Genomic DNA, 20,269 nt, shown 5'->3' on the forward strand with positions numbered 1-20,269 from the left:
CGCGCGACGATGCGGCGGCAACAGCACCTCAGTTCAAAGCTGAACCTGACAAGGAGAGATCACATGGCTAGGAAGACACTGGCGGGCATCACACTGCTCGTCGCGACCGCCGTCGCGGTCAGTGGCTGCACGGGTGGTTCCGGCGCCAATGACGCGGACAACACGATCGACGGCGAGGTGACGGGCGAGGTGACCTTCGTCACGTGGCGCACCGACCTCGTGCAGGATGGCACCTTCGACGCGTACGCGGAGGAGTTCCACGAGATGTACCCCAACGCGACCGTGACGTTCGAAGGCATCACCGACTACGAGGGCGAGTTGAAGACGCGTCTGTCGACGACGAACTACGGTGACGTGCTGGGCATCCCGAACAGCGTCCAGCCCGACCAGTTCGCCGACTTCTTCGAGCCTCTCGGGGATACCGAAGAGCTCACGGCCGACTACCGATTCCTGGCGCCCAAGAGCTACGACGGCACGCAGTACGGCCTGGCACTCGGCGGCAACGCCAACGGCATCGTGTACAACACGGCCGTCTTCGAAGAGGCCGGCATCACCGCGCCCCCCGCCACCGAAGACGAGTGGCTCGCGGCGATGGAGAAGATTCAGGCGAACACCGACGCCATCCCGATGTACACGAACTATAAGGACGGCTGGCCCCTCAGCCAATGGTCGGGCAACATCGGCGCCGTGACCGGCGACCCCGAGGCCATGAATGCGATGGCGACCGAGGATGCGCCGTGGACTGAGGGCACCGACATCTTCGCGATCGACTCGCTCGTCTACGACACGGTCGCTGGTGGCTACACCGAGGAAGACCCGCTGACCACCAACTGGGAGCAGTCGAAGGTCGACTTCGCGACCGGCAAGATCGCCACGATGGCGCTCGGCTCGTGGGCCATCTCGCAACTGCAGGCGGCGGCGACCGACGCCGGCGAGGACCCGTCCGTCGTGGGCTACATGACATTCCCCTCGACCGTGGACGGCGCCCAGTACGCGATGGTGGGCGGCGACTACAACCTCGGCATCAACAAGAACTCTTCCGTCAAGGCCGCCGCCATGGCGTGGATCGACTACCTGATCGAGGACTCGGGGTTCACCGAGTCGCAGGGCATGGTCTCAGCACTGCTGGCCGACCCGTTGCCCGAGAACCTCACCGGGCTCTCCGACGCGGGTGTTGAGCTCATCGAGCTGAACGCGGCACCGGTGGGGCAAGAGGCACTGTTCACCAACATCGCCGACACCGCCCAGATCGACGTCTGGGGCAACCTGTACCGCCAGAAGCTCATCGACATCGCGCGCGGCGCCGCCGACGGCGACAAGGAGTCCTACTTCGACGAGCTGAACACCCGCTGGGCCGAGGCCCGCGCCGAGGTGGGCTGACCCACGACCATCGCACCGGCCGGGGCGGACGACGTCCCGGCCGGTGCCCGTCGAACGGATGCTGTGATGTCATTCTCCACTGCCGGGCCCACCGGGACGGGTGCCGCTGGGCCCCTCGTCGCCGTCACCCCCGAGGAGCTCGATCTCGCCGAGATCGCCGACTCCGACCGTCCGCGGCGACGTCGCCGCCGACGCCGCTCCGGCGCCGCTGCCGGCGCCCCCGCGGGTCGAGGCCTCCTCGCGTCACTCACCCCCTACCTCTTCATCGGCGCGGCCGTGGGCCTGCTGCTCCTGTTGACATACCTGCCCGCGGTCAACATGCTGTGGTACTCGGTCACCGACTGGGACGGGCTTGACCTCGACAAGAACTTCATCGGGTTCGACAACTACGTCGACGTGTTCACCGACCCGCAGATATTCGGGGTGTTCTTCGTCAGTCTCTACTACTTCGCGGGCGCATTCGTGCAGATGGCGATCGCCCTCTACTTCGCCGCTCTCCTGTCGACGTCGACACGGTTCTCGAACTTCTTCCGCGGCGTGCTGTTCTTCCCGTACCTGATCAACGGCGTCGCGATCGGCTTCGTTTTCCTCTACCTGTTCCAGCCGGACGGGACACTCGACACGGTGCTGAGCTGGTTCGGGCTGAGCGATCCGCCGCAGTGGCTCGGCGACCCCGACATCGCGAACTACTCGCTCGCCGGCACCAGCGTATGGCGCTACACGGGCATGAACTTCGTGCTGTTCCTCGGGGCGATCCAGTCGATCCCTGCCGAGTTCTACGAGGCCGCCGAGATCGACGGAGCGAGCAAGTGGCAGCAGTTCTGGGCGCTCACCTTCCCCGGAATCCGTCGCATCATCGGCCTCACGTTCATCCTCGCGGTAGCGGGCAGCCTGGCGGTGTTCGAGATCCCCTTCATCATGACCGGTGGCGCGAACGGCACGTCGACGTTCGTCATCCAGACGCTGCAGACGGCATTCAACTTCCGCCAGGTGGGCCTAGCGTCCGCCATGGCGGTCGTGCTGCTGCTCATCGTCCTGCTGGTCACCTGGGTCCAGCGCAAACTCTTCCCCGACGAGAAGGTCGAGCTGTCATGACCGCCCTGCAGAGCAACCCCGAAACGGCCGTCCCGCTCGGCCCCCCGCGCCGGCGGCGAGGCGGCAGCGACGCCACGATCGCGACCCGCCGCATCGCGGGAACGACGACCAAGTACGCCTCACTCATCATCGGCGTGCTGTTCACCCTGATCCCCCTGAGCGTCGTGTTCATCGCGAGCTTCAAGACGTCTCAGGAGTTCGGTCAGTCGGGCCCGTTCGACGCGCCCGCGAACTGGTTCAACATCGACAACTACGTGACCGCGTTCGAGAAAGGCGGCATGGTCGAGGGGTTCATCAACACCACGATCGTGCTCGTCTTCTCGCTCGTCGGCACGATCCTGATCGGCACGATGGCCGCTTATGCGCTCGATCGGTTCACCTTTCGGGGCAAGAAGCTCATCGTCGCCCTCTTCCTGGTCGCGACTCTCATCCCCGGTGTCACGAGCCAGGTCGCCACGTTCCAGATCATCAACGGCCTGGGACTGTACGACAATATGGCGGCGCTCGTGCTGCTGTTCATGGGAACCGACATCATCTCGATCTACATCTTCATCCAGTTCATGCAGTCCATCCCCGTCTCGCTCGACGAGGCCGCCATGCTCGACGGCGCGAACCGCTGGACGATCTACTGGCGCGTCATCCTCCCCCTGCTCAAGCCCGCGATCGCGACCGTCGTGATCATCAAGGGCATCGCGATCTACAACGAGTTCTATATGCCCTTCCTCTACCTGCCCTCGCACGAGATGATCTCGACGTCGCTCTTCCGCTTCAAGGGGCCCTTCGGCGCCCACTGGGAGATCATCGCCGCGGGGACCGTGCTCGTCATCGTCCCCACCCTCATCGCGTTTCTCGTCCTGCAGCGGTTCATCTACCGCGGCCTCACGGCGGGAGCGGTCAAGTGAGCGCCGCACGCGCGCTGCACGAGGGCTGGACCCTTCGCGCGGCGGGGGGACCGGCGCCCGCCGAGATCGCGGACGTCGTCGTCCCGGCGCAGGTGCCCGGATGCGTCCACGTCGACCTCCTCGCGGCGGGACTCATTCCCGACCCCTACCAGGGCGTGAACGAGGCGCTGCTGGCCTGGATCGGGCTCGTCGACTGGACCTACCGGACGAGCTTCGACTGGTCGCCCGACGGCCAGACACGCCATGACCTCGTGTTCGACGGCGTCGACACGGTCGCCACAATCGAGTTCAACGGCACAGTGCTCGGCGATGTGGCGAACCAGCACCGCTCGTACCGCTACGACGTCGGTTCGCTGCTCGTCGAGGGTGAGAACACGATCGAGGTGCGCTCCCGCGCGCCCGTGCCTTATGCGAACGCCGAGTCGCTGCGACTGGGCGCACGGCCGCGCCCCTATCCGCTCCCGTACGAAGCGATCCGCAAGTCCGCCTGCAACTTCGGCTGGGACTGGGGCATCGCGACCTTCACGAGCGGGCTGTGGCGCGGTGTGCGGCTGGAGTCGTGGTCGGTCGCTCGGCTCGCCGAGGTGCGCGTCGCCGCGCTCGTCGACGCGGAGAGCGTGGGCGGCCGCGTCGTCGTGGATGCACGGATCGAACGCGCGACGGATGCGCCGCTATCGCTCGCCGTGACGGTCGAGGGCGTCACCGAGACGGCCGTCGTGAGCGGCGACCGGGTGCACGTCGAGACGACGCTTGCGAGCGTCGAGCGCTGGTGGCCCGTCGGCTACGGTGCGCAGCCCCTGTCGGACGTCACGATCGAGTTGCGGGACGACGGTGCGGCCCACGCATCCGTCCATGACATCGCGCACCGCCGCGTCGGGTTCCGCTCGCTCCGCTGGGACACGACGCCGGATGCCTCCGGCACACCTTTCACCCTCGTCGTCAACGACGTCCCTGTCTTCGTCAAGGGCGCCAACTGGATCCCCGACGATGCCCTTCCGGTGCGCGTGGACCGCGAGCGATACGAGCGACGCTTGCGCCAGGCGACGCGCGCGAACCTCAACCTGATCCGCGTGTGGGGCGGCGGCATCTACGAGTCCGACGACTTCTACGACCTCTGCGACGAGCTCGGTCTGCTCACCTGGCAGGACTTCCTGTTCGCGTGCGCCGCTTACCCCGAAGAGGAGCCGATCCGCTCCGAGGTCGCGGCCGAGGCGCACGAGAACATCGTTCGCCTCGGGTCCCACGCGTCGCTGGCCCTGCTCACGGGCAACAACGAGAACCTCTGGGGGTACGAGGACTGGGGCTGGCAGGCGCGACTCGACGGCCGCACCTGGGGCGCGCACTACTACTACGAGATGCTCCCGGGCTTGGTCTCCGACCTCGCCCCACACGTGCCATACTCCCCCGGCAGCCCGTTCAGCCCCGGCGGCGAGCACCCGAACGACGAGGCGCACGGCTCGATGCACCTGTGGGAGCAGTGGAACAGGCAGGACTGGCTCACCTATCGCGACCACCGGCCGCGTTTCGTCGCCGAGTTCGGCTGGCAGGCGCCACCGACCTGGTCTACCCTGACGCGGTCGCTGGACGACGCCCCGCTCACCCCGGAGTCGCCGGGCATGATCGTGCACCAGAAGGCGATGGAGGGCAACGTCAAGCTGACGAACGGCCTCCTGCCTCACTACCGGGTACCCGACGACATGGAGACGTGGCACTGGGCGATGCAGCTGAACCAGGCCAACGCGGTCGGTGCGGCGCTCGATCACTTCCGCTCGCACGCCCCGCACACGATGGGGGCGATCGTCTGGCAGCTCAACGACTGCTGGCCCGTGACCTCGTGGGCCGCGATCGACGGCGATGAGCGGCCCAAACCGCTCTTCTACGCTCTGCGCAACGCGTTCGCGCCACGGATCGTCACGATCCAGCCTCGCGAAGATGGTCTCACCGCGATCGCGAGCAACGACACCGCCGAGGCCTGGACGGGTTCGCTGCGCTTCGTTCGGCGCGACTTCGCGGGAACAGTGCTGGCCGAGGCGAGCGCGCCCGTCGAGATGGCCCCGCACGGACGAACCGAGGTCGTGGTCCCGGCAGACGTCCGGACGGCGGGCGACGCCGGTTCGGAGGTCCTCAGCGCCGAGCTCGAGGGCGTCCGCGGCGTGTGGTTCTTCGCCGAGGGACGCGACAGCGCGCTGTCCGCTCCCGAACTGACGATCGACGCGGCGGCCCATCAGGACGGCCTGGATGTCACGATCACGGCACGCACGCTCGTGCGGGACCTGACGCTCCTGGTCGACAAGATCCGACCCGAGGCCGTCGCCGACGAGGGCCTGGTGACCCTGCTGCCGGGCGAGTCCGTCACGATCCGCGTCGCGGGTCTGACGGAGCAGGATGCCGCACGCCTGGACGAAGCGGGCATCGTGTGCACGGCGAACGAATTGGTGGCACGATGACGACGCTGATCGAACGCCTCGGCGAGCCCATCTGCGGGATGACCTGGGGCTGGGTGGGCACCCGCGGCACGTGGGCCACCCGCACCGCCGCGGATTCGATGGCGCGGATGGCCGAGCACGCCGTCACCTGGACCGCGCTGGCGTACGCGGCCGAACAGGCGACACCGTTCTCGACCGACATACCCTTCCGCGACACCCCGACCGTGACCGACGACGAGATCACGTGGGCCATCCGCGAAGCCAAGCGGCTGGGCATGAAAGTCGTGCTCAAGCCCGTCGTGAACTGCGCCGACGGCACCTGGCGCGCACACATCGGCTTCTTCGACTGGGACGTTCCGAACGAGCCGAGCTGGTCGGAATGGTTCGCCTCGTACCGGGAGTTCATCCTGCACGCCGCACGGATCGCCGAAGCCGAGGGGTGCGAGATGCTCTGCATCGGCTGCGAGATGGTTCGCGCCGACGGGCAGGAGGCCCACTGGCGGCGCCTGGTCGCCGACGTGCGCGAGGTCTACGGCGGGCTGGTGACCTACAACTGCGACAAATACCAGGAAGACCACGTCACGTGGTGGGACGCCGTCGATGTGATCTCATCGAGCGGCTACTACCCGATAGACGAGTGGGAGCAGCAGCTGGATCGCATCGAACGCGTGGTCGAAGCATCCGGCAAGCCCTTCTTCTTCATGGAGGCCGGATGCCCCAGCCGCACCGGTTCCGCCCAGCTCCCGAACGACTGGGCACTGCCGGGAGAACCCTCGGGTGCCGAGCAACTCACGTACTACCAGGCGATGTTCGCCGCCTGCCGGAACCGGCCATGGGTGGGCGGGCTGATGCTCTGGGACTGGCCGGCCGACCTCTACGACGCGGACGCGGCCGCGTGTAACGACGACTACTGCCCGTACGGGAAGCCGGCGGGAACATACCTGCGCGCGACCTATCGCGCGTGGCACGAGGAGACGAAGCCATGAGCATCACCGAGCCGGTGGTACTCGCGATCGACGCGGGTCAGACGGCGATCAAAGTGCGGGTCGAACGCGCGGACGTCGCCCCGACCGAACGGCTGTTCCCGGGAATCCGGACGCACGAACCCCTGCTGCCACAGCTGGCCGATATCGCGCGTCGAGTCGCAGCCGAGCAGGACCTGGCGGTCGACGTCGTCGCCGCCGGCGTCTCGGGCCTGACGAGGATCGAGTCCGACGCGGCGAATCTGCGCAGTCTGCTCGATCTGCCCGTGGACGTGCGCCGCGTGATCCTCGCGCACGACTCGGTCACATCGTTCCTCGGCGCGCTCGGCGACGGGACCGGCGCGGTCGTCGCCGCCGGCACCGGCGTCGTCACGCTCGGCGTCGGCCGATCGCGCGTCGCGCGCGTCGACGGCTGGGGCAACATCATGGGCGACGCCGGGAGCGGCTACTGGATCGGGCGCGAAGCCCTGGACGCCGTCATGCGCGCCCACGACGGCCGGGGTGAGCGCACCGCACTCACCGACCTCGTCAAGCAGCGATGGCCCGATATCGAGAGCGCGTACATCGAGCTGCAGGCCACCGACGATCGTGTCGCGCTGGTCGCGTCGCTGGCGCATCGGGTGACGGAACTCGCGTCGGAGGACGGCGTTGCCGCCCAGATCTGCCTGCGTGCCGCACGCGAGCTTTCCGTGTCGGCCACCGCGGCCCTGCGCAGGGTGGCCGAGCCGGGCGACGACACCGCCACCGTCTGTGCCATCGGCGGGGTCTTCCGGTCCTCGCTTATCCGCGAGCGTTTCACCGAGCTGCTGCAGGAGGCGGTTCCGGGCGTGCGCATGCAGACGAGCCGCGGAGGTGGGATCGACGGCGCGACCGCCCTGGCCCACCTGGGCTCAGGCCATGCGCTGCTGTCGTACGTCTCGATCGCGGACTGAGACAAGACCGCGGGGGCCTCGCCTCGCGCGGAGGCCCCCGCAAGGCGGTCTCAGGCGAGTGCGTCGATGATGCCGTTCAGCGTCTTCGAGGGACGCATGATGTCGTCGACCCGCTGCGCGTCGGGGTGGTAGTAACCGCCGATGTCGACGGCCGTACCCTGCGCGGCGGCGAGCTCGTCGACGATCGTCTGCTCATTCGCCGCGAGCTCCTCGGCGATCGGCGCGAACCGCGCGGCGAGTTCGGGGTCGCTGGTCTGCTTCGCCAGCTCCTGCGCCCAGTACAGCGCGAGATAGAAGTGGCTCCCGCGGTTGTCGATCATGCCGACGGCGCGACCCGGCGACCGGTCGTTCTCGAGGAACGTCCCCGTTGCCGCGTCCAACGTGTCGGCGAGGACCTTTGCGCTGGCGTTACCCGTGCGGTCGGCGAGGTGCTCGAACGAGGCGGCGAGCGCGAAGAACTCACCCAGCGAGTCCCACCGCAGGAAGTTCTCGCCCGTGAGCTGCTGCACGTGCTTGGGGGCCGATCCGCCGGCTCCCGTCTCGAACAGGCCGCCGCCCGCAAGCAGCGGAACGATCGAGAGCATCTTGGCGCTCGTGCCGACCTCGAGGATCGGGAACAGGTCGGTGAGGTAGTCGCGCAGCACGTTGCCCGTCACCGAGATGGTGTCGAGGCCGTGGCGCATGCGCGAGAGCGTGTAACGGGTCGCCTCTTCGGGCGACAGGATCGACAGCTGCAGACCGTGCACGTCGAGCGTCGCGAGAGCCTGGTGCACCTTCGCGATCAGCTGTGCGTCGTGCGAGCGGTTGACGTCGAGCCAGAACACGGCGGGCGAACCCGTGGCACGCGCCCGCGAAACGGCGAGGCGCACCCAGTCGATGACGGCGATGTGCTTGGTCTGTGTGGCCCGCCAGATGTCGCCGGCCTCGACGGTGTGCTCGATCAGCACCTCGCCCGAGCTGTCGAGCACCTGAACGATGCCGTCGGCAGCGATCTCGAACGTCTTGTCGTGGCTGCCGTACTCTTCGGCGGCCTGGGCCATCAGACCGACGTTCGGCACGGTGCCGATCTTGGCCGGGTCGAGTGGGCCGTTGGCGATCACGTCGTCGATCACGGACTGGTAGACGCCCGCGTACGACGAGTCGGGGATCACGGCGAGGGTGTCGTCTTCGCCGCCGTCAGCGCCCCACAGCTTGCCGCCGTTACGGACGAGGGCGGGCATGGATGCATCGACGATGACGTCCGACGGGACGTGCAGGTTCGTGATGCCCTTGTCGGAGTTGACGTACGACACGCGAGCCCCGGCCGCGAGAGCCTCGTGGAACGCGGCGATGATCTCGTCGCCCCCTTTGACACTGCCGAGACCGGCGAGGATCGCGCCCAGCCCGTTGTTCGGGTCAAGCCCTGCCGCGGCGATCTTGTCGCCGTAGCGGGCGAAGACGTCGGCGAAGTACGAGCGGACGACGTGACCGAAGATGATCGGGTCGCTGACCTTCATCATGGTCGCCTTGAGGTGCACCGAGTAGAGCACGTCGTCGGCCTTGGCGGCATCCTGCGCTTCGACAAGGAACGCGTCGAGCGCCTTCGCCGAGAGGAAGGTCGCGTCAATGATCTCGCGCGGCAGAACCTTGAGGTCGCTCTTCAACACCGTCTCGGTGCCATCCGTGGCGGTGTGGCGGATGGTCAGCACGTCGTCGTGAGCGGCGACCCAGGACTTCTCGTTGCTCTTGAAGTCGTCGTGGCCCATGGTCGCGACGCGCGTCTTCGAGCCGGCCGGGAACGGCTTGTTGGTGTGCGGGTGCTTGCGGGCGTAGTTCTTCACCGAGAGCGGCGCGCGGCGGTCGCTGTTGCCCTCGCGCAGCACGGGGTTGACGGCCGAACCCTTGATGCGGTCGTAGCGCGCACGCACATCCTTCTCATCGAGGCTCGTGGGCTCGTCGGGATAGTCGGGGATGTCGTAGCCCTGCGCCTGCAACTCGGCGATAGCCGCCTTGAGCTGCGGGATCGATGCCGAGATGTTGGGCAGCTTGATGATGTTCGCCTCGGGGAGCGTCGCGAGCCCACCGAGCTCGGCGAGCGCGTCGCCGACCTGCTGTTCGGGCGTCAGCTTCTGTGGGAACGCCGCGAGCACGCGAGCCGCCAGCGAGATGTCGCGCGTCTCGACGTCGACACCCGCCTGTCGAGCGACAGCACGAACGATCGGCAGAAAAGAAGCCGTCGCGAGGGCCGGGGCCTCATCGGTGTGGGTGTAGATGATGGTCGATTCGGTCACCAGGAAGTCTCCATTCACGTCTCGTCCACCCTATCCCACGCACCCGAAATGTATCTCGACGTCGAGATAGTTGTGCGGGTCGGACGCACGGAACAACGGCGCCTCGGCACCCTGTCCAACGCTGGATGTTCACCGCGCAGACACATTCAGCAACATCCTCATGTGGGTCTCCATGGCAACAGCCGTTACCCTGTCGCTATGGCTGAGCTGCGATTGGTTGAACTGTCCGCATCCACGATCGTGGCGGTCAACAACTTGTCTTTGAAGCCCGGGCAGGAACAATTCCTCGCCCCGGTCTCGTACGGCGTCGCGGCCACCGTCGCCGACCCGAGTACCTCCTGGCAGCGCGTCGTCGCCGATGGCGACGAGGTCGTCGGGTTCGTCAGCGCGAACTTCGATGACGATGCCTCGATCGACTACTTCCGTTCGGTGCTGTGGCGCATCAACGTCGACGCCGACGATCAGGGTCGCGGTGTCGGACGCTTCGCCGTGCAGTCACTCGTCGAAGAGGCGCGCTCGCGCGGACTCGACCATGTCAACGTCATCTACGAAGCGGGCGAAGAAGGTCCCGAGGCGTTCTTCCGCCGGGTCGGCTTCACCCCCGTGGGCGAGACCGAGTACGGCGAGGTCATCGCCCAGATCCGCATCTGAGCCAGGTCAGTCGGCGGTCAAGAACTCCAGCGCCGCGTTGCGGAAGTCGCGCGAACCCGGCGTGTTGAAGTGGTGCCGACCGGGAATCTCGACGAACCGACCGTTCGGGGTCGCCTCGGCCAGAACGCGCGAGCGCTCGAGGATCGCGTCGTCGCTTCCCGTGGCGAACAGGATCGGCTGGCGCGGCGGATGCGTGGGGTCGGGGTCCGCATCACCCAGGCGCATGCCCTCGGCGAGCGCGATGAGCGAGCGCAGATCGTTGCCCGCCACCCGCTCCGAGAGCGTGACGTAGTTGCGGGTGACCTTGTCGGTGATCTCCACGCCGTCCTCGACGAACGCCCGCGCCTGATCGAGCTTCAACCGCCCGAGCGGTGTGCCATCCGGAATTCCCCCCAGTACAGCGCGCGACACGCGGTGCGAGGCATCGACCGCGAACTGCCAGCCCACCCGCGCGCCGAGCGAGTATCCGACGTAGCGCACCTCGTCGACCAGATAGGTGTCGAGGACGATCTCGAGGTCGGCGAGAAAGTCGTCCATCGTGTAAGCGCGGGGCTCGTGGGGTTTGTCGCTCGCCCCGTGGCCGCGCTGATCGACACCGATGACGCGGAAGCCCGCCCGGGTGAGGTCGCGCACCCAGCCCGTGTCGACCCAGTTGTCCCGGCAGCTCGATGAGAAACCGTGGACGCAGAGCACGGGCTCCGCGTCCACGTCCCCCCACGTGTAGGTCGCGATGCGGTAGCCCTCCACCGACATCACGAACTGCGGATCGGGCATCTCGGTGAGCACCGACGACGAGGGAGCGGTCATGGCACACAGCATCCCACGTCGTCGGCGGCCGCCACGACCGCTAGACGAGGGTCTCGCGCCAGGCTTCGTGCAGCTTCGCGAACCGTCCCGTTCCCGCGATCAACGCCTCCGGGGTGTCGTCCTCCACGATGCGCCCGTGCTCCATCACCAGAACGCGGTCGGCGATCGCGACCGTCGACAGCCGGTGGGCGATGATGATCGCGGTGCGATCGGCGAGCAGGTGCTGCAAGGCATCCTGAATCAACCGCTCACTCGGCATGTCGAGCGAAGCGGTCGCCTCGTCGAGGATCAGCACGGCAGGGTCGGCGAGGAATGCGCGCGCGAACGAGATCAGCTGACGCTGACCCGCCGAGACGCGCCCGCCGCGCTTGTTCACATCGGTGTCGTAGCCGTCCGGGAGGGCACGGATGAACTCATCCGCCCCCACCGCCCGCGCTGCAGCCTGAACTTCTTCGAACGTCGCCTCGGGCTTGCCGAACGCGATGTTGTCGGCCACCGAGCCGCTGAAGAGGTAGGCCTCTTGCGTCACCATGACGATCGCGCGACGCAGGTCCTTCGGGTGCACATCGCGCAGGTCGACGTCGTCGAGGGTCACGTGACCCCGCGTGGGGTCGTAGAAACGCGATACGAGCTTGGCCAGCGTCGACTTGCCCGCGCCCGTCGTGCCGACGAGCGCAACGGTTTGACCAGCCGGGATGTCGAGCGTGAAGTCGGGCAGGATCGTGCGGTCGCCGCCGTAGCCGAACTCGACCCCGTCGAACCGGACATGACCGCGGGCCTTCCAGAGGTCGATCGGCTTGGTGGGGTCGGGCACCGTCGGCTGCTCCTCGAGCACGCCCGACACCTTCTCGAGCGCCGCCGTCGCCGACTGGTACGAGTTCAGGAAGAACGCCACCTCCTGCAGCGGCGAGAAGAAGTTGCGAACGTACAGCACGGCGGCCAGCAACACGCCGACCTCGATCCCTCCCCCGGCGATACCGGCGACGCGGACCCCGCCCCACAGCAGCACGAGCGCGACAGTGGTCGCGGCGACCGCCATCAGGCCGGGCTCGAACGTTCCGAACAGGCGGATCGAGCGCATGTTGACGTCGCGGTACTGGCTCGCGAGTTCACCGAAATCCTCGTCGTCGCGCTTCTCGCGCCGGAATGCCTTGACGGCACGGATGCCCGTCATCGTCTCGACGAACTTCACGATCACCTGGGCGCTGACGACCCGCGACTCGCGGTAGACCAACTGCGAGCGGCGGTAGAACCAGCGCATCAGCAGCCAGAGCGGCACACCCATCACGACGAGGATGATGCCGGACTGCCAGTCGAGCAGGAGCAGCGCGATGAGCGTGAACCCGCCGTACAACAGGCCCGAGACGAGCTCGTTCAGACCGCCGTCCAGCAGCTCCCTGATGGAGTCGAGGTCGCTCGTCTGGCGCGAGATGATGCGCCCCGACGTGTACGACTCGTGAAACTCCAGGCTGAGCAACTGCGTATGGCGGAAGATCCGCATCCGCAGGTCGAGCATGATCGTCTGCGTCAGGCGAGCCGTGACGACGACGTACCAGCCGATCAGCACCGCCCCACCGATTGCCGACAGGATGAACACCGCGACGACGCCGATCGTCGGCATCCAGTCCATGCGTTCCGTGACGGCCGGAAGTGCCGTGTCGATCCCGTAGGCGATCAGGGCAGGGCCGAGGACCCGCAGCGCCGTCGAGACGACGAGCACCGAGGCCGCAAGAATCAGGTTGGCGCGCACGGGCGAGAGCAGCGAGCCCAGCAGGCGCAGCGATCGGCGACGGATCTGCCGGCTCTCGGCCTGGGTGTAGTCGGAGCGGTCTTCGCCCTCGGTTCCGGTGACGGTGCTCACGGGTTGACCCCTCCGAGGCCGGCGGCGCCGGGCCCCTCACGTTCGACGATCGATGCGGATGACAGGGGTGCGGGCTCGGCGATCGAGGCATCCGGAATCGGGGGCGAACCATCCGTCTCGTTGGTCGGGTTGGTTTCCGATTCGAGGCTCGAGATCACGTGCCGGTAGTGCTCGCTCGTGCGGAGAAGCTCGGAGTGCGTGCCTACTGCCGTGATCCGCCCGTCCTCCAGCAGAGCGACCCGGTCGGCGAGCGCGACGGTCGACGGCCGGTGTGCGACGATCAGCGCCGTCGTCGTCTCCAGCACACGCCGTAGCGCGGCCTCGACGAGCGCCTCCGTGTCGACATCCAGGGCCGAGAGCGGGTCATCGAGCACGAGGACGGCCGGGTTGGCGGCGACCGCCCGGGCGAGGGCTAGACGCTGACGCTGACCACCCGACAGGCTCAGGCCCTCTTCGCCGATGATCGTGTCGACGCCGTCGGGCAGGTCGTCCACGAAGGCCGCCTGCGCGACGTCGAGCGCTTCGCGCAACACACGCTCGGCCTCGGCGCTGCCGGGCTCGAGATCTTCGCGTCCGAGCAGCACGTTCTCGCGGACGGTCGCGGAAAACAGCGTCGCGTCTTCGAAAGCCATCCCGATGTGACGCCGGAGCTCGTGCAGCGTGAGCTCGCGAACATCTACGCCATCCAGCTCGACACGCCCCGCGGTCACGTCGTAGAGCCGCGTCGGCAGCGTCGTGAGCGTCGTCTTGCCGGAACCGGTCAGGCCGACGAGTGCCATCGTCTCGCCCGGGCGCAGCACGAGGTCGATGCCATCGAGGATGTCGCGATCGGTTTCGGGCGCATCCTGATATCGGAAATGGGCGCCACGGAACGCGAGCTCGCCACGGACCCTACCGTCGGCGAGAGCCGCGCTGCGGGGCTTGGCGGGATCGACGATGGTGTTCTCTTCGTCGAAGACCTCGAACACACGATCCGTCGCGGTGCGCGCATCGAGCAGGAACGAGAACAGGAATCCGATCGACTCCATCGGCCACCGCAGCACCGTGGCCATCGCGAAGAACGCGAACAGTTCGGCGACGCTCAGCTGGCCGAGCTGCGCGAGCACGATCCCAGCCGCCAGGCAGAGCGCGAAGGCGATCTCGGGCAGCAGCACGAGCCAGAACCAGATCAGCCCGACCGCACGAGCCTTGTTCAACTCGGTCGCGCGCAGACCCTCGGCCTGGCTCGCGAACTTCTTCAGCGCGTGGCCGCCCCGGCCGAACGCCTTCAGCACACGGATGCCGTGCACGCTCTCTTCAACCGCCGTTGCCAGGTCGCCCGCCTGATCCTGGCTCTGCCGGGTGAGCGATCCGTAACGCTTCTCGAAGCGGAAACCGGCAATCCAGAGCGGAATCGAGCAGACCACGAAGATCGTGCCGAGCGCCCAGTGCCACCGGAAGAGGATGACCGAGCCGACCAGGATCGTCAGGACGTTGACGACGAGCAGCACGAGACCGAACGCGAGCCAACGCCGGATCAGGCTGATGTCCTGCATCATGCGGCTGAGCAGCTGCCCCGACTGCCAGCGGTCATGGAACGCGACGGGCAAGCGCTGCAGGCGCTCGTAGAACTGGGTGCGCAGGTCGTATTCGACCTTCGTCGCGGGTCCGAGCACGAACCAGCGCCGCGCCCACACCATGAGGGCCTCGAGAAGCCCGAGGCCGAGCACGACGACGGCGCCCCACACGATCTGCCCGGTGTCTCTCGACGCGATCGGGCCCGCCACGATGACCTCCAGGGCGAGCGGGATCGTGAGGGCCAGCAGACTCGCGATGAGGGCGCTGACGCCACCCAGCACGAGGCGCCCGGCGACCGGACGGGCGAAGGGAACGAGGCGGGCCAGGGCGCGCGGCGTTGACAGCCGAGAGGTCGACGGTTGGGGCGTGGGTGTCGAGGCTGTCGAAGTCATGGTCCTTTTGGGCGTGCAGAATCGCCTAGTCGGCGCGACGGTGCGGAAGAGCTGCAGCGCACGGATCCTGGTCGCCAGGCGCGGTGCGGGCAGCCTTCCAGAGTATGCGCCCGCGCGGAGCGAGGCAAGCATCAGACCGCTTCCCGCGCGGGGTGCGGGCCCGAGCGGGCCGGTTTCGACAGGATCAGGACGACTGCGTCACGGGCAATGCGTCTCCCCGTTCGCGGGCGAGCAGGCCGGCCTTGACGGGCAGACCCCAGGCGAAACCGCCGAGCGATCCGTCGCTGCGCAGCACGCGGTGACACGGCACGAACAGGGCGGGGGCGTTTCGCGCACAGACGGATGCCGCGGCCCGAACCGCCGTCGGCGAGCCGAACGTGGCAGCGAACTCGCTGTAGGTCAGCGGCCCTCCCGGCGTGATGCGACGCAGCGCACTCCAGCCCTTGAGTTGCAGCTCGGTGCCGTGCTGCCGCACCGGTACGTCATCGAGCGCGTCGAGGGCGCCGCCGTAATACGCGCGCGCCGCCTCGGCAGCGTCGAGGTGGGCCTCGCGCACGGCGTCGGGCCGCAGGGACGGGTGGATACGGGCGATGACGGCCGAGGCATCCGTCGTCCAACCGGCCGCAAGCACGCGCTGGTCAGTGTCGGCGACGATGACGAGCGGACCGTCGGGCGTGTCGATCGTCTCGGTGAGGGCGGTCTCGGTGGGGGTCATGCGGGGATGCCTTTCGTCGGGCGAGCATCAGGAAGGTGAGCTGGGGCGGAATATGTCTCGAGGGGCCCGGATTCGGGGTGTTGCGGGTGCGGCTCCTCTGAGATGTCCGCCGGGCGCAGGTCCGCGGCCGCGCGCCATAGATGCCCGGTCAGATACGACCGCCACGGCGCGAACGGTGCGACACGGGCGGTCAGCTCGCGGGGGCCGCCGGGCAGTCCGGCGCGAACGGCGCCCGTCCGCACGGCCACGTCGCCCGGCAAGAACACATCGGGGTCGCCGGTCACCCGCATCCGCACATAGTCGGCGGTCCAGGGCCCGACGCCGGGCAGAGCGAGGAGTGTCGCGCGCTGCGCCGCGGGGTCATCCCCCGGCCCCAGATCGAGCTCGCCCGACGCGAGGGCCGCGGCGACGGCCGTGATGGCGTTGATCCGGGCACGTGGACCGCGCAGCACGTCGGCGCCGTGCTCGGCGAGCGCGGACATCGTCGGGAACAGCCGATCCGTTCCCTCCCCGGCGTCGACGGATTCGCCGAGCTCTTCCGTGAGCCGCGTGAGCGCCGTTCGGGCCGCGCCGACGGTGATCTGCTGCCCGACCATCGCGCGGATTAACATCTCGTGTGGGTCGGCGGCACCGGGCACCCGCAGCCCGGGCACGGCGCGCACGCGCGCGGCGATCAGTGAGTCGGTCGACAGCGCCGCATCGATCGCGAGCGGGTCGGCGTCGAGATCGAAGAGCCGCCGCACCCGTGCCACGAGAGACGCCAGGTCCGCCGGGCGGGCAACGCGGGCTTCGAGCACGAGTCGACCCTGCGCGGGTACATCCCGCACCCGGAACCACGCGGGCCCACCCGGCAGCCGCAGGGTGCGCGCGAAGGAATCGGATGATGCGACCTCCACCCCCGCGATCGCCCGCGCCGACATCCACGCGAACAAGCCCGCGGCATCGAACGGCAGCCGGTACGGCAGCGCGAGGCGGATGGTGCCCCCCGCCTCGGGCGCCGCCCCGGCCCGCGTGCCACGCGCGCGCAGCTCGGTCGGGGTCATCCCGAACACCTCGCGCACCGTGTCGTTGAACTGCCGAACGCTCGCAAATCCCGCCGAGAACGCGACATCCGCCGCCGTCAGGTCGGTGCCGAGAAGCAGCATGCGAGCGGTATGGGCGCGCTGGGCTCGGGCGAGGGCAAGCGGCCCGGCGCCGAGTTCGGCCGCGAGCATCCGCGTCAGATGCCGGGGCGAGTAGCCGAGTCGCGCAGCGAGCCCCGGAACGCCCTCCCGTTCGATCACGCCGTCGGCGATCAGCCGCATGGCCCGGCCCGCGGCGTCCCCCCGCAGATCCCACTCGGGCGAACCCGGCGCCGCCTCGGGCAGGCAGCGCTTGCAGGCGCGGTAGCCCGCCTCGTGTGCGGCGGCCGATGTGGCGAAGAATGACACGTTCCCGGGCTTTGGAGTCCGCGCGGGGCAGCTTGGCCGGCAGTAGATCCCGGTCGTCCGGACCGCCGTGACGAACTGGCCGTCGAAGCGGGTGTCGCGCGACGAGATCGCGCGGTAGCGCTCGTCGAAGGTCATCGACGGATGCCTCGGCGGGGCGCTCGCGGACTGCTTCATGCCCCCAGCCTGACACGCTCCGGACGCCCTCGCTCGCGGAAATCGGACACCGCGGCGCGGGCTTCGAACCCCGGCGTGCCGAGCCTGCCGGTTAGCGCCGAGCCCGCCGCTTATCCACGCGGAACAACCGGCGCGCTCGGGACCAACCGGCGGACTCGGTGCCTCTTCTCAACTCGCGAGGGGAAGGCCCTCGCGTCGCATGAGCCGGAATCGCTGCCGTCGCGTCGACCCCCGGGTCGACCGTGGCGAAGGCGTCACGCTAACGCCGCCGCGCGCCGGCGCATGCCGAGGCCGCCCGTTCTCGCCGAGGCCGCCGCATATCCGCGCGGAACAACCGGCGGACTCGGCAAGAACCGGCGGACTCGCGAGTTCAGATCCGCGCACGAAACGAGAGGCGCCGCGTCAGTGGAAGAAGTGGCGCTCGCCCGTGAAGAACATCGTCACGCCGGCGTCACGCGCGGCCTGGATGACCTCGTCGTCACGCACCGAGCCACCCGGCTGCACGATCGCGGCGATACCCGCATCGAGCAGCACCTGCGGACCATCCGCGAACGGGAAGAAGGCATCGGATGCGGCAACCGAACCGCGTGCGCGGTCCCCCGCACGATCGACCGCGAGGCGGCACGAATCGACCCGGTTGACCTGACCCATCCCGATTCCGACGGTGGCGGAGTTCTTCGCGAGCACGATCGCGTTCGACTTGACCGCGCGGCACGCCTTCCACGCGAAGATGAGGTTCGTCATGTCTTCGCCCTCGGGCTGCGTGCCCGAGACGAGCTCCCAGTCCTTCGCGACCGACTCGATGTCGTCCGGGAACCGGTCCGCGTCCTGCAACAGCAGTCCACCGGAGACGAGGCGGACATCCATCCGCTCCTGCTTCCAGTCGGCCGGAAGCTGCAGCAGCCGCAGGTTCTTCTTCTCGGCGAAGACCTCGAGCGCCTGCGGCTCGAAGCCCGGCGCGACGATGACCTCGGTGAAGATGTCGCGCAGGTTCTCGGCCATCTTCAGCGTGACCGGGCGGTTCGCGGCGATCACGCCACCGAAGGCCGAGACGGGGTCGCACTCGTTCGCCCGCAGGTGGGCGCTGGCGATCGGGTCGAGCGCGTTCGGCGCTCCCACCGCGATGCCGCAGGGGTTGGCGTGCTTGATGATCGCGACGGCGGGCTTGACCATGTCGAACGCGGCGCGGAGGGCGGCATCCGCGTCGACGTAGTTGTTGTAGCTCATGCCCTTGCCCTGCAGCTGCGTCGCCTGCGCGATACCGTGGCCGCCCGTGCGCGTGTAGATCGCGGCACGCTGGTGCGAGTTCTCGCCGTAGCGAAGGGTCTCGAGGCGCTCGGCGCGGATCGTCAGGTGGCCCGGCAGTTCTTCGCCTTCGGCGAGCGTGCCCTCGGCGAACCAGGTCGCGACGGCCGAGTCGTATGCCGCGGTGTGCGCGAAGGCACGCGCCGCGAGCTCACGGCGCTGGCCGAGCGTCGTGCCGCCCGAGGCGACGGCGTCGATCACGGCCGGGTAGGACGAGGGCGACACCACGATGGCGACGTTCGCGTGGTTCTTGGCCGAGGCGCGGACCATCGCGGGGCCGCCGATGTCGATCTGCTCGACCACGTCGTCGGCTTCGGCGCCCGAGGCCACGGTCTCCACGAACGGGTACAGGTTGACCACGACGAGCTCGAACGGCGCGATGTCGAGGTCCGCGAGCTGGCGCTCGTGGTCTTCCAGACGCAGGTCGGCGAGAAGGCCCGCATGCACGCCCGGGTGGAGCGTCTTGACCCGCCCGTCGAGCGACTCGGGGAAGCCCGTCACCGCCGCAACATCCGTCACCGCGAAACCGGCGTCGCGGATCGTCGCCGCGGTCGAACCCGTCGAAACGATCTCGACACCGGCGTCGGCTAGGGCTGCAGCAAGAACCAGCAGGTCGGACTTGTCGCTGACGGATACGAGGGCGCGACGAACGGGGACGACATCGCGGTCGCGGTAGAGGGACTTGTCGTGGCTCGGTCCGGCCATGGGGATGCTCCTTTGCGGGGACGTTGGTCCGTGGTTGGCGAAAATCAGGTGGGGGAAATCAGGCGGAGGATGCGGCGGCGAGATCCAGCTCACCGGCTCCGATGCGGCGGACGACATCGATCAACAGGCGGCGCTCGACGGGTTTGATGCGCTCGTGCAGGGCAGCCTCGTCGTCGCTCGGGTGCACGGGGACACGCTCCTGGGCGAGGATCGGTCCGGTGTCGACCCCGTCGTCGACGACGATGACACTCGCGCCGGTCTGCTCCACACCCGCGGCGAGCGCGTCACGGACGCCGTGCGCGCCCGGAAACTCGGGCAGGTAGGCAGGATGCGTGTTGACGATGCGCGGGGCGTACGCCGCGACGACGGCTGGCGGCAGCAGGCGCATCAGGCCGCTCAGCACGATCAGGTCGGGGTTCCACACATCGAGCTGACGCAGGAGCTCGTCGCCCCACGCCTCACGCGAATCGAAGCTCGACCACGGCACGAGGAAGGTCGGGATGCCGAACTCGTCGGCATGGGCGAATCCCTCGGCCTCGCGATCGGCACCGACGACGATGATTCGAGCGGGGAACCCGGCGCCGTGCGCGGCTTCGAGCAGCGCGCGAAGGTTCGATCCCGTGCCCGAGATGAGGACCGCGACCGTGAGCACCGGTCAAGTCTACCGGGGCCGGGGCGACACAC

15 protein-coding genes are annotated in these 20,269 nt (G+C 68.4%); 7 read left to right on the plus strand and 8 right to left on the minus strand.

Annotation, left to right across the window (positions count from 1 at the left end; all coding sequences use genetic code 11):
* Positions 1-63: 63 nt before the first annotated feature.
* The 6 genes from CGU34_RS11940 to CGU34_RS11965 all read left to right on the plus strand — a co-directional run bounded on the left by CGU34_RS11940 (position 64) and on the right by CGU34_RS11965 (position 7,718).
* Positions 64-1,380: an ABC transporter substrate-binding protein gene (locus CGU34_RS11940; protein WP_036299257.1), complete on the plus strand. Its 1,317-nt coding sequence runs from the start codon at positions 64-66 to the stop codon at positions 1,378-1,380.
* Positions 1,381-1,446: 66 nt separating this feature from the next.
* Positions 1,447-2,475 (plus strand): carbohydrate ABC transporter permease, encoded by a 1,029-nt coding sequence (locus CGU34_RS11945; protein ID WP_081766345.1) that lies wholly within the window; start codon positions 1,447-1,449, stop codon positions 2,473-2,475.
* A complete protein-coding gene (locus CGU34_RS11950; protein ID WP_036299260.1) occupies positions 2,472-3,377 on the plus strand; it encodes a carbohydrate ABC transporter permease in 906 nt (301 codons plus the stop codon). Before CGU34_RS11945 ends, CGU34_RS11950 begins: the two co-directional genes overlap by 4 nt.
* Complete coding sequence (locus CGU34_RS11955; protein ID WP_100814200.1) at positions 3,374-5,824, plus strand: glycoside hydrolase family 2 protein; 2,451 nt, start codon at positions 3,374-3,376, stop codon at positions 5,822-5,824. The genes CGU34_RS11950 and CGU34_RS11955 overlap by 4 nt, the downstream gene beginning before the upstream one ends.
* Complete coding sequence (locus CGU34_RS11960) at positions 5,821-6,789, plus strand: glycoside hydrolase family 113 (RefSeq protein ID WP_036300465.1); 969 nt, start codon at positions 5,821-5,823, stop codon at positions 6,787-6,789. Before CGU34_RS11955 ends, CGU34_RS11960 begins: the two co-directional genes overlap by 4 nt.
* The gene (locus CGU34_RS11965) at positions 6,786-7,718 is read left to right on the plus strand and encodes an N-acetylglucosamine kinase (RefSeq protein WP_036300463.1); all 933 of its coding nucleotides are present in this window, start codon (positions 6,786-6,788) and stop codon (positions 7,716-7,718) included. Before CGU34_RS11960 ends, CGU34_RS11965 begins: the two co-directional genes overlap by 4 nt.
* A 50-nt stretch (positions 7,719-7,768) precedes the next feature.
* On the opposite strand, the gene CGU34_RS11970 is transcribed toward CGU34_RS11965, so the two are convergent.
* On the minus strand, positions 7,769-9,988 hold the full coding sequence (locus CGU34_RS11970) for an NADP-dependent isocitrate dehydrogenase (protein WP_100814251.1): 2,220 nt from the start codon (positions 9,986-9,988) through the stop codon (positions 7,769-7,771).
* A 198-nt stretch (positions 9,989-10,186) separates the two neighbouring features.
* Between CGU34_RS11970 and CGU34_RS11975 the strand changes: the two genes are divergently transcribed.
* Entirely contained in the window at positions 10,187-10,639 is a 453-nt protein-coding gene (locus tag CGU34_RS11975; protein ID WP_100814201.1) for a GNAT family N-acetyltransferase, read from the plus strand.
* Between the two features lie 6 nt (positions 10,640-10,645).
* Here the strand turns inward: CGU34_RS11975 and CGU34_RS11980 are convergent, their stop codons facing one another.
* The 7 genes from CGU34_RS11980 to purN all read right to left on the minus strand — a co-directional run bounded on the left by CGU34_RS11980 (position 10,646) and on the right by purN (position 20,237).
* Positions 10,646-11,446, minus strand: coding sequence for an alpha/beta fold hydrolase (locus tag CGU34_RS11980; protein ID WP_100814202.1), 801 nt, complete (start codon positions 11,444-11,446; stop codon positions 10,646-10,648).
* A gap of 40 nt (positions 11,447-11,486) precedes the next feature.
* Complete coding sequence (locus CGU34_RS11985; protein ID WP_100814203.1) at positions 11,487-13,307, minus strand: ABC transporter ATP-binding protein; 1,821 nt, start codon at positions 13,305-13,307, stop codon at positions 11,487-11,489.
* Positions 13,304-15,256 (minus strand): ABC transporter ATP-binding protein, encoded by a 1,953-nt coding sequence (locus CGU34_RS11990; protein WP_081766407.1) that lies wholly within the window; start codon positions 15,254-15,256, stop codon positions 13,304-13,306. The genes CGU34_RS11985 and CGU34_RS11990 overlap by 4 nt, the downstream gene beginning before the upstream one ends.
* Positions 15,257-15,440: 184 nt before the next feature.
* Entirely contained in the window at positions 15,441-15,971 is a 531-nt protein-coding gene (locus tag CGU34_RS11995) for a methylated-DNA--[protein]-cysteine S-methyltransferase (RefSeq protein ID WP_036300454.1), read from the minus strand.
* A complete protein-coding gene (locus tag CGU34_RS12000; protein ID WP_232711659.1) occupies positions 15,968-17,575 on the minus strand; it encodes a DNA-3-methyladenine glycosylase 2 family protein in 1,608 nt (535 codons plus the stop codon). The genes CGU34_RS11995 and CGU34_RS12000 overlap by 4 nt, the downstream gene beginning before the upstream one ends.
* A gap of 402 nt (positions 17,576-17,977) precedes the next feature.
* The gene (gene purH / locus CGU34_RS12005; RefSeq protein WP_036300451.1) at positions 17,978-19,585 is read right to left on the minus strand and encodes a bifunctional phosphoribosylaminoimidazolecarboxamide formyltransferase/IMP cyclohydrolase; all 1,608 of its coding nucleotides are present in this window, start codon (positions 19,583-19,585) and stop codon (positions 17,978-17,980) included.
* Positions 19,586-19,643: 58 nt separating this feature from the next.
* Positions 19,644-20,237, minus strand: a complete 594-nt coding sequence (gene purN / locus CGU34_RS12010) for a phosphoribosylglycinamide formyltransferase (RefSeq protein WP_100814204.1) — start codon at positions 20,235-20,237, stop codon at positions 19,644-19,646.
* Positions 20,238-20,269 lie beyond the last annotated feature (32 nt).

The organism is Microbacterium lacus (assembly GCF_002812805.1).
Lineage (GTDB): Bacteria > Actinomycetota > Actinomycetes > Actinomycetales > Microbacteriaceae > Microbacterium > Microbacterium lacus_A.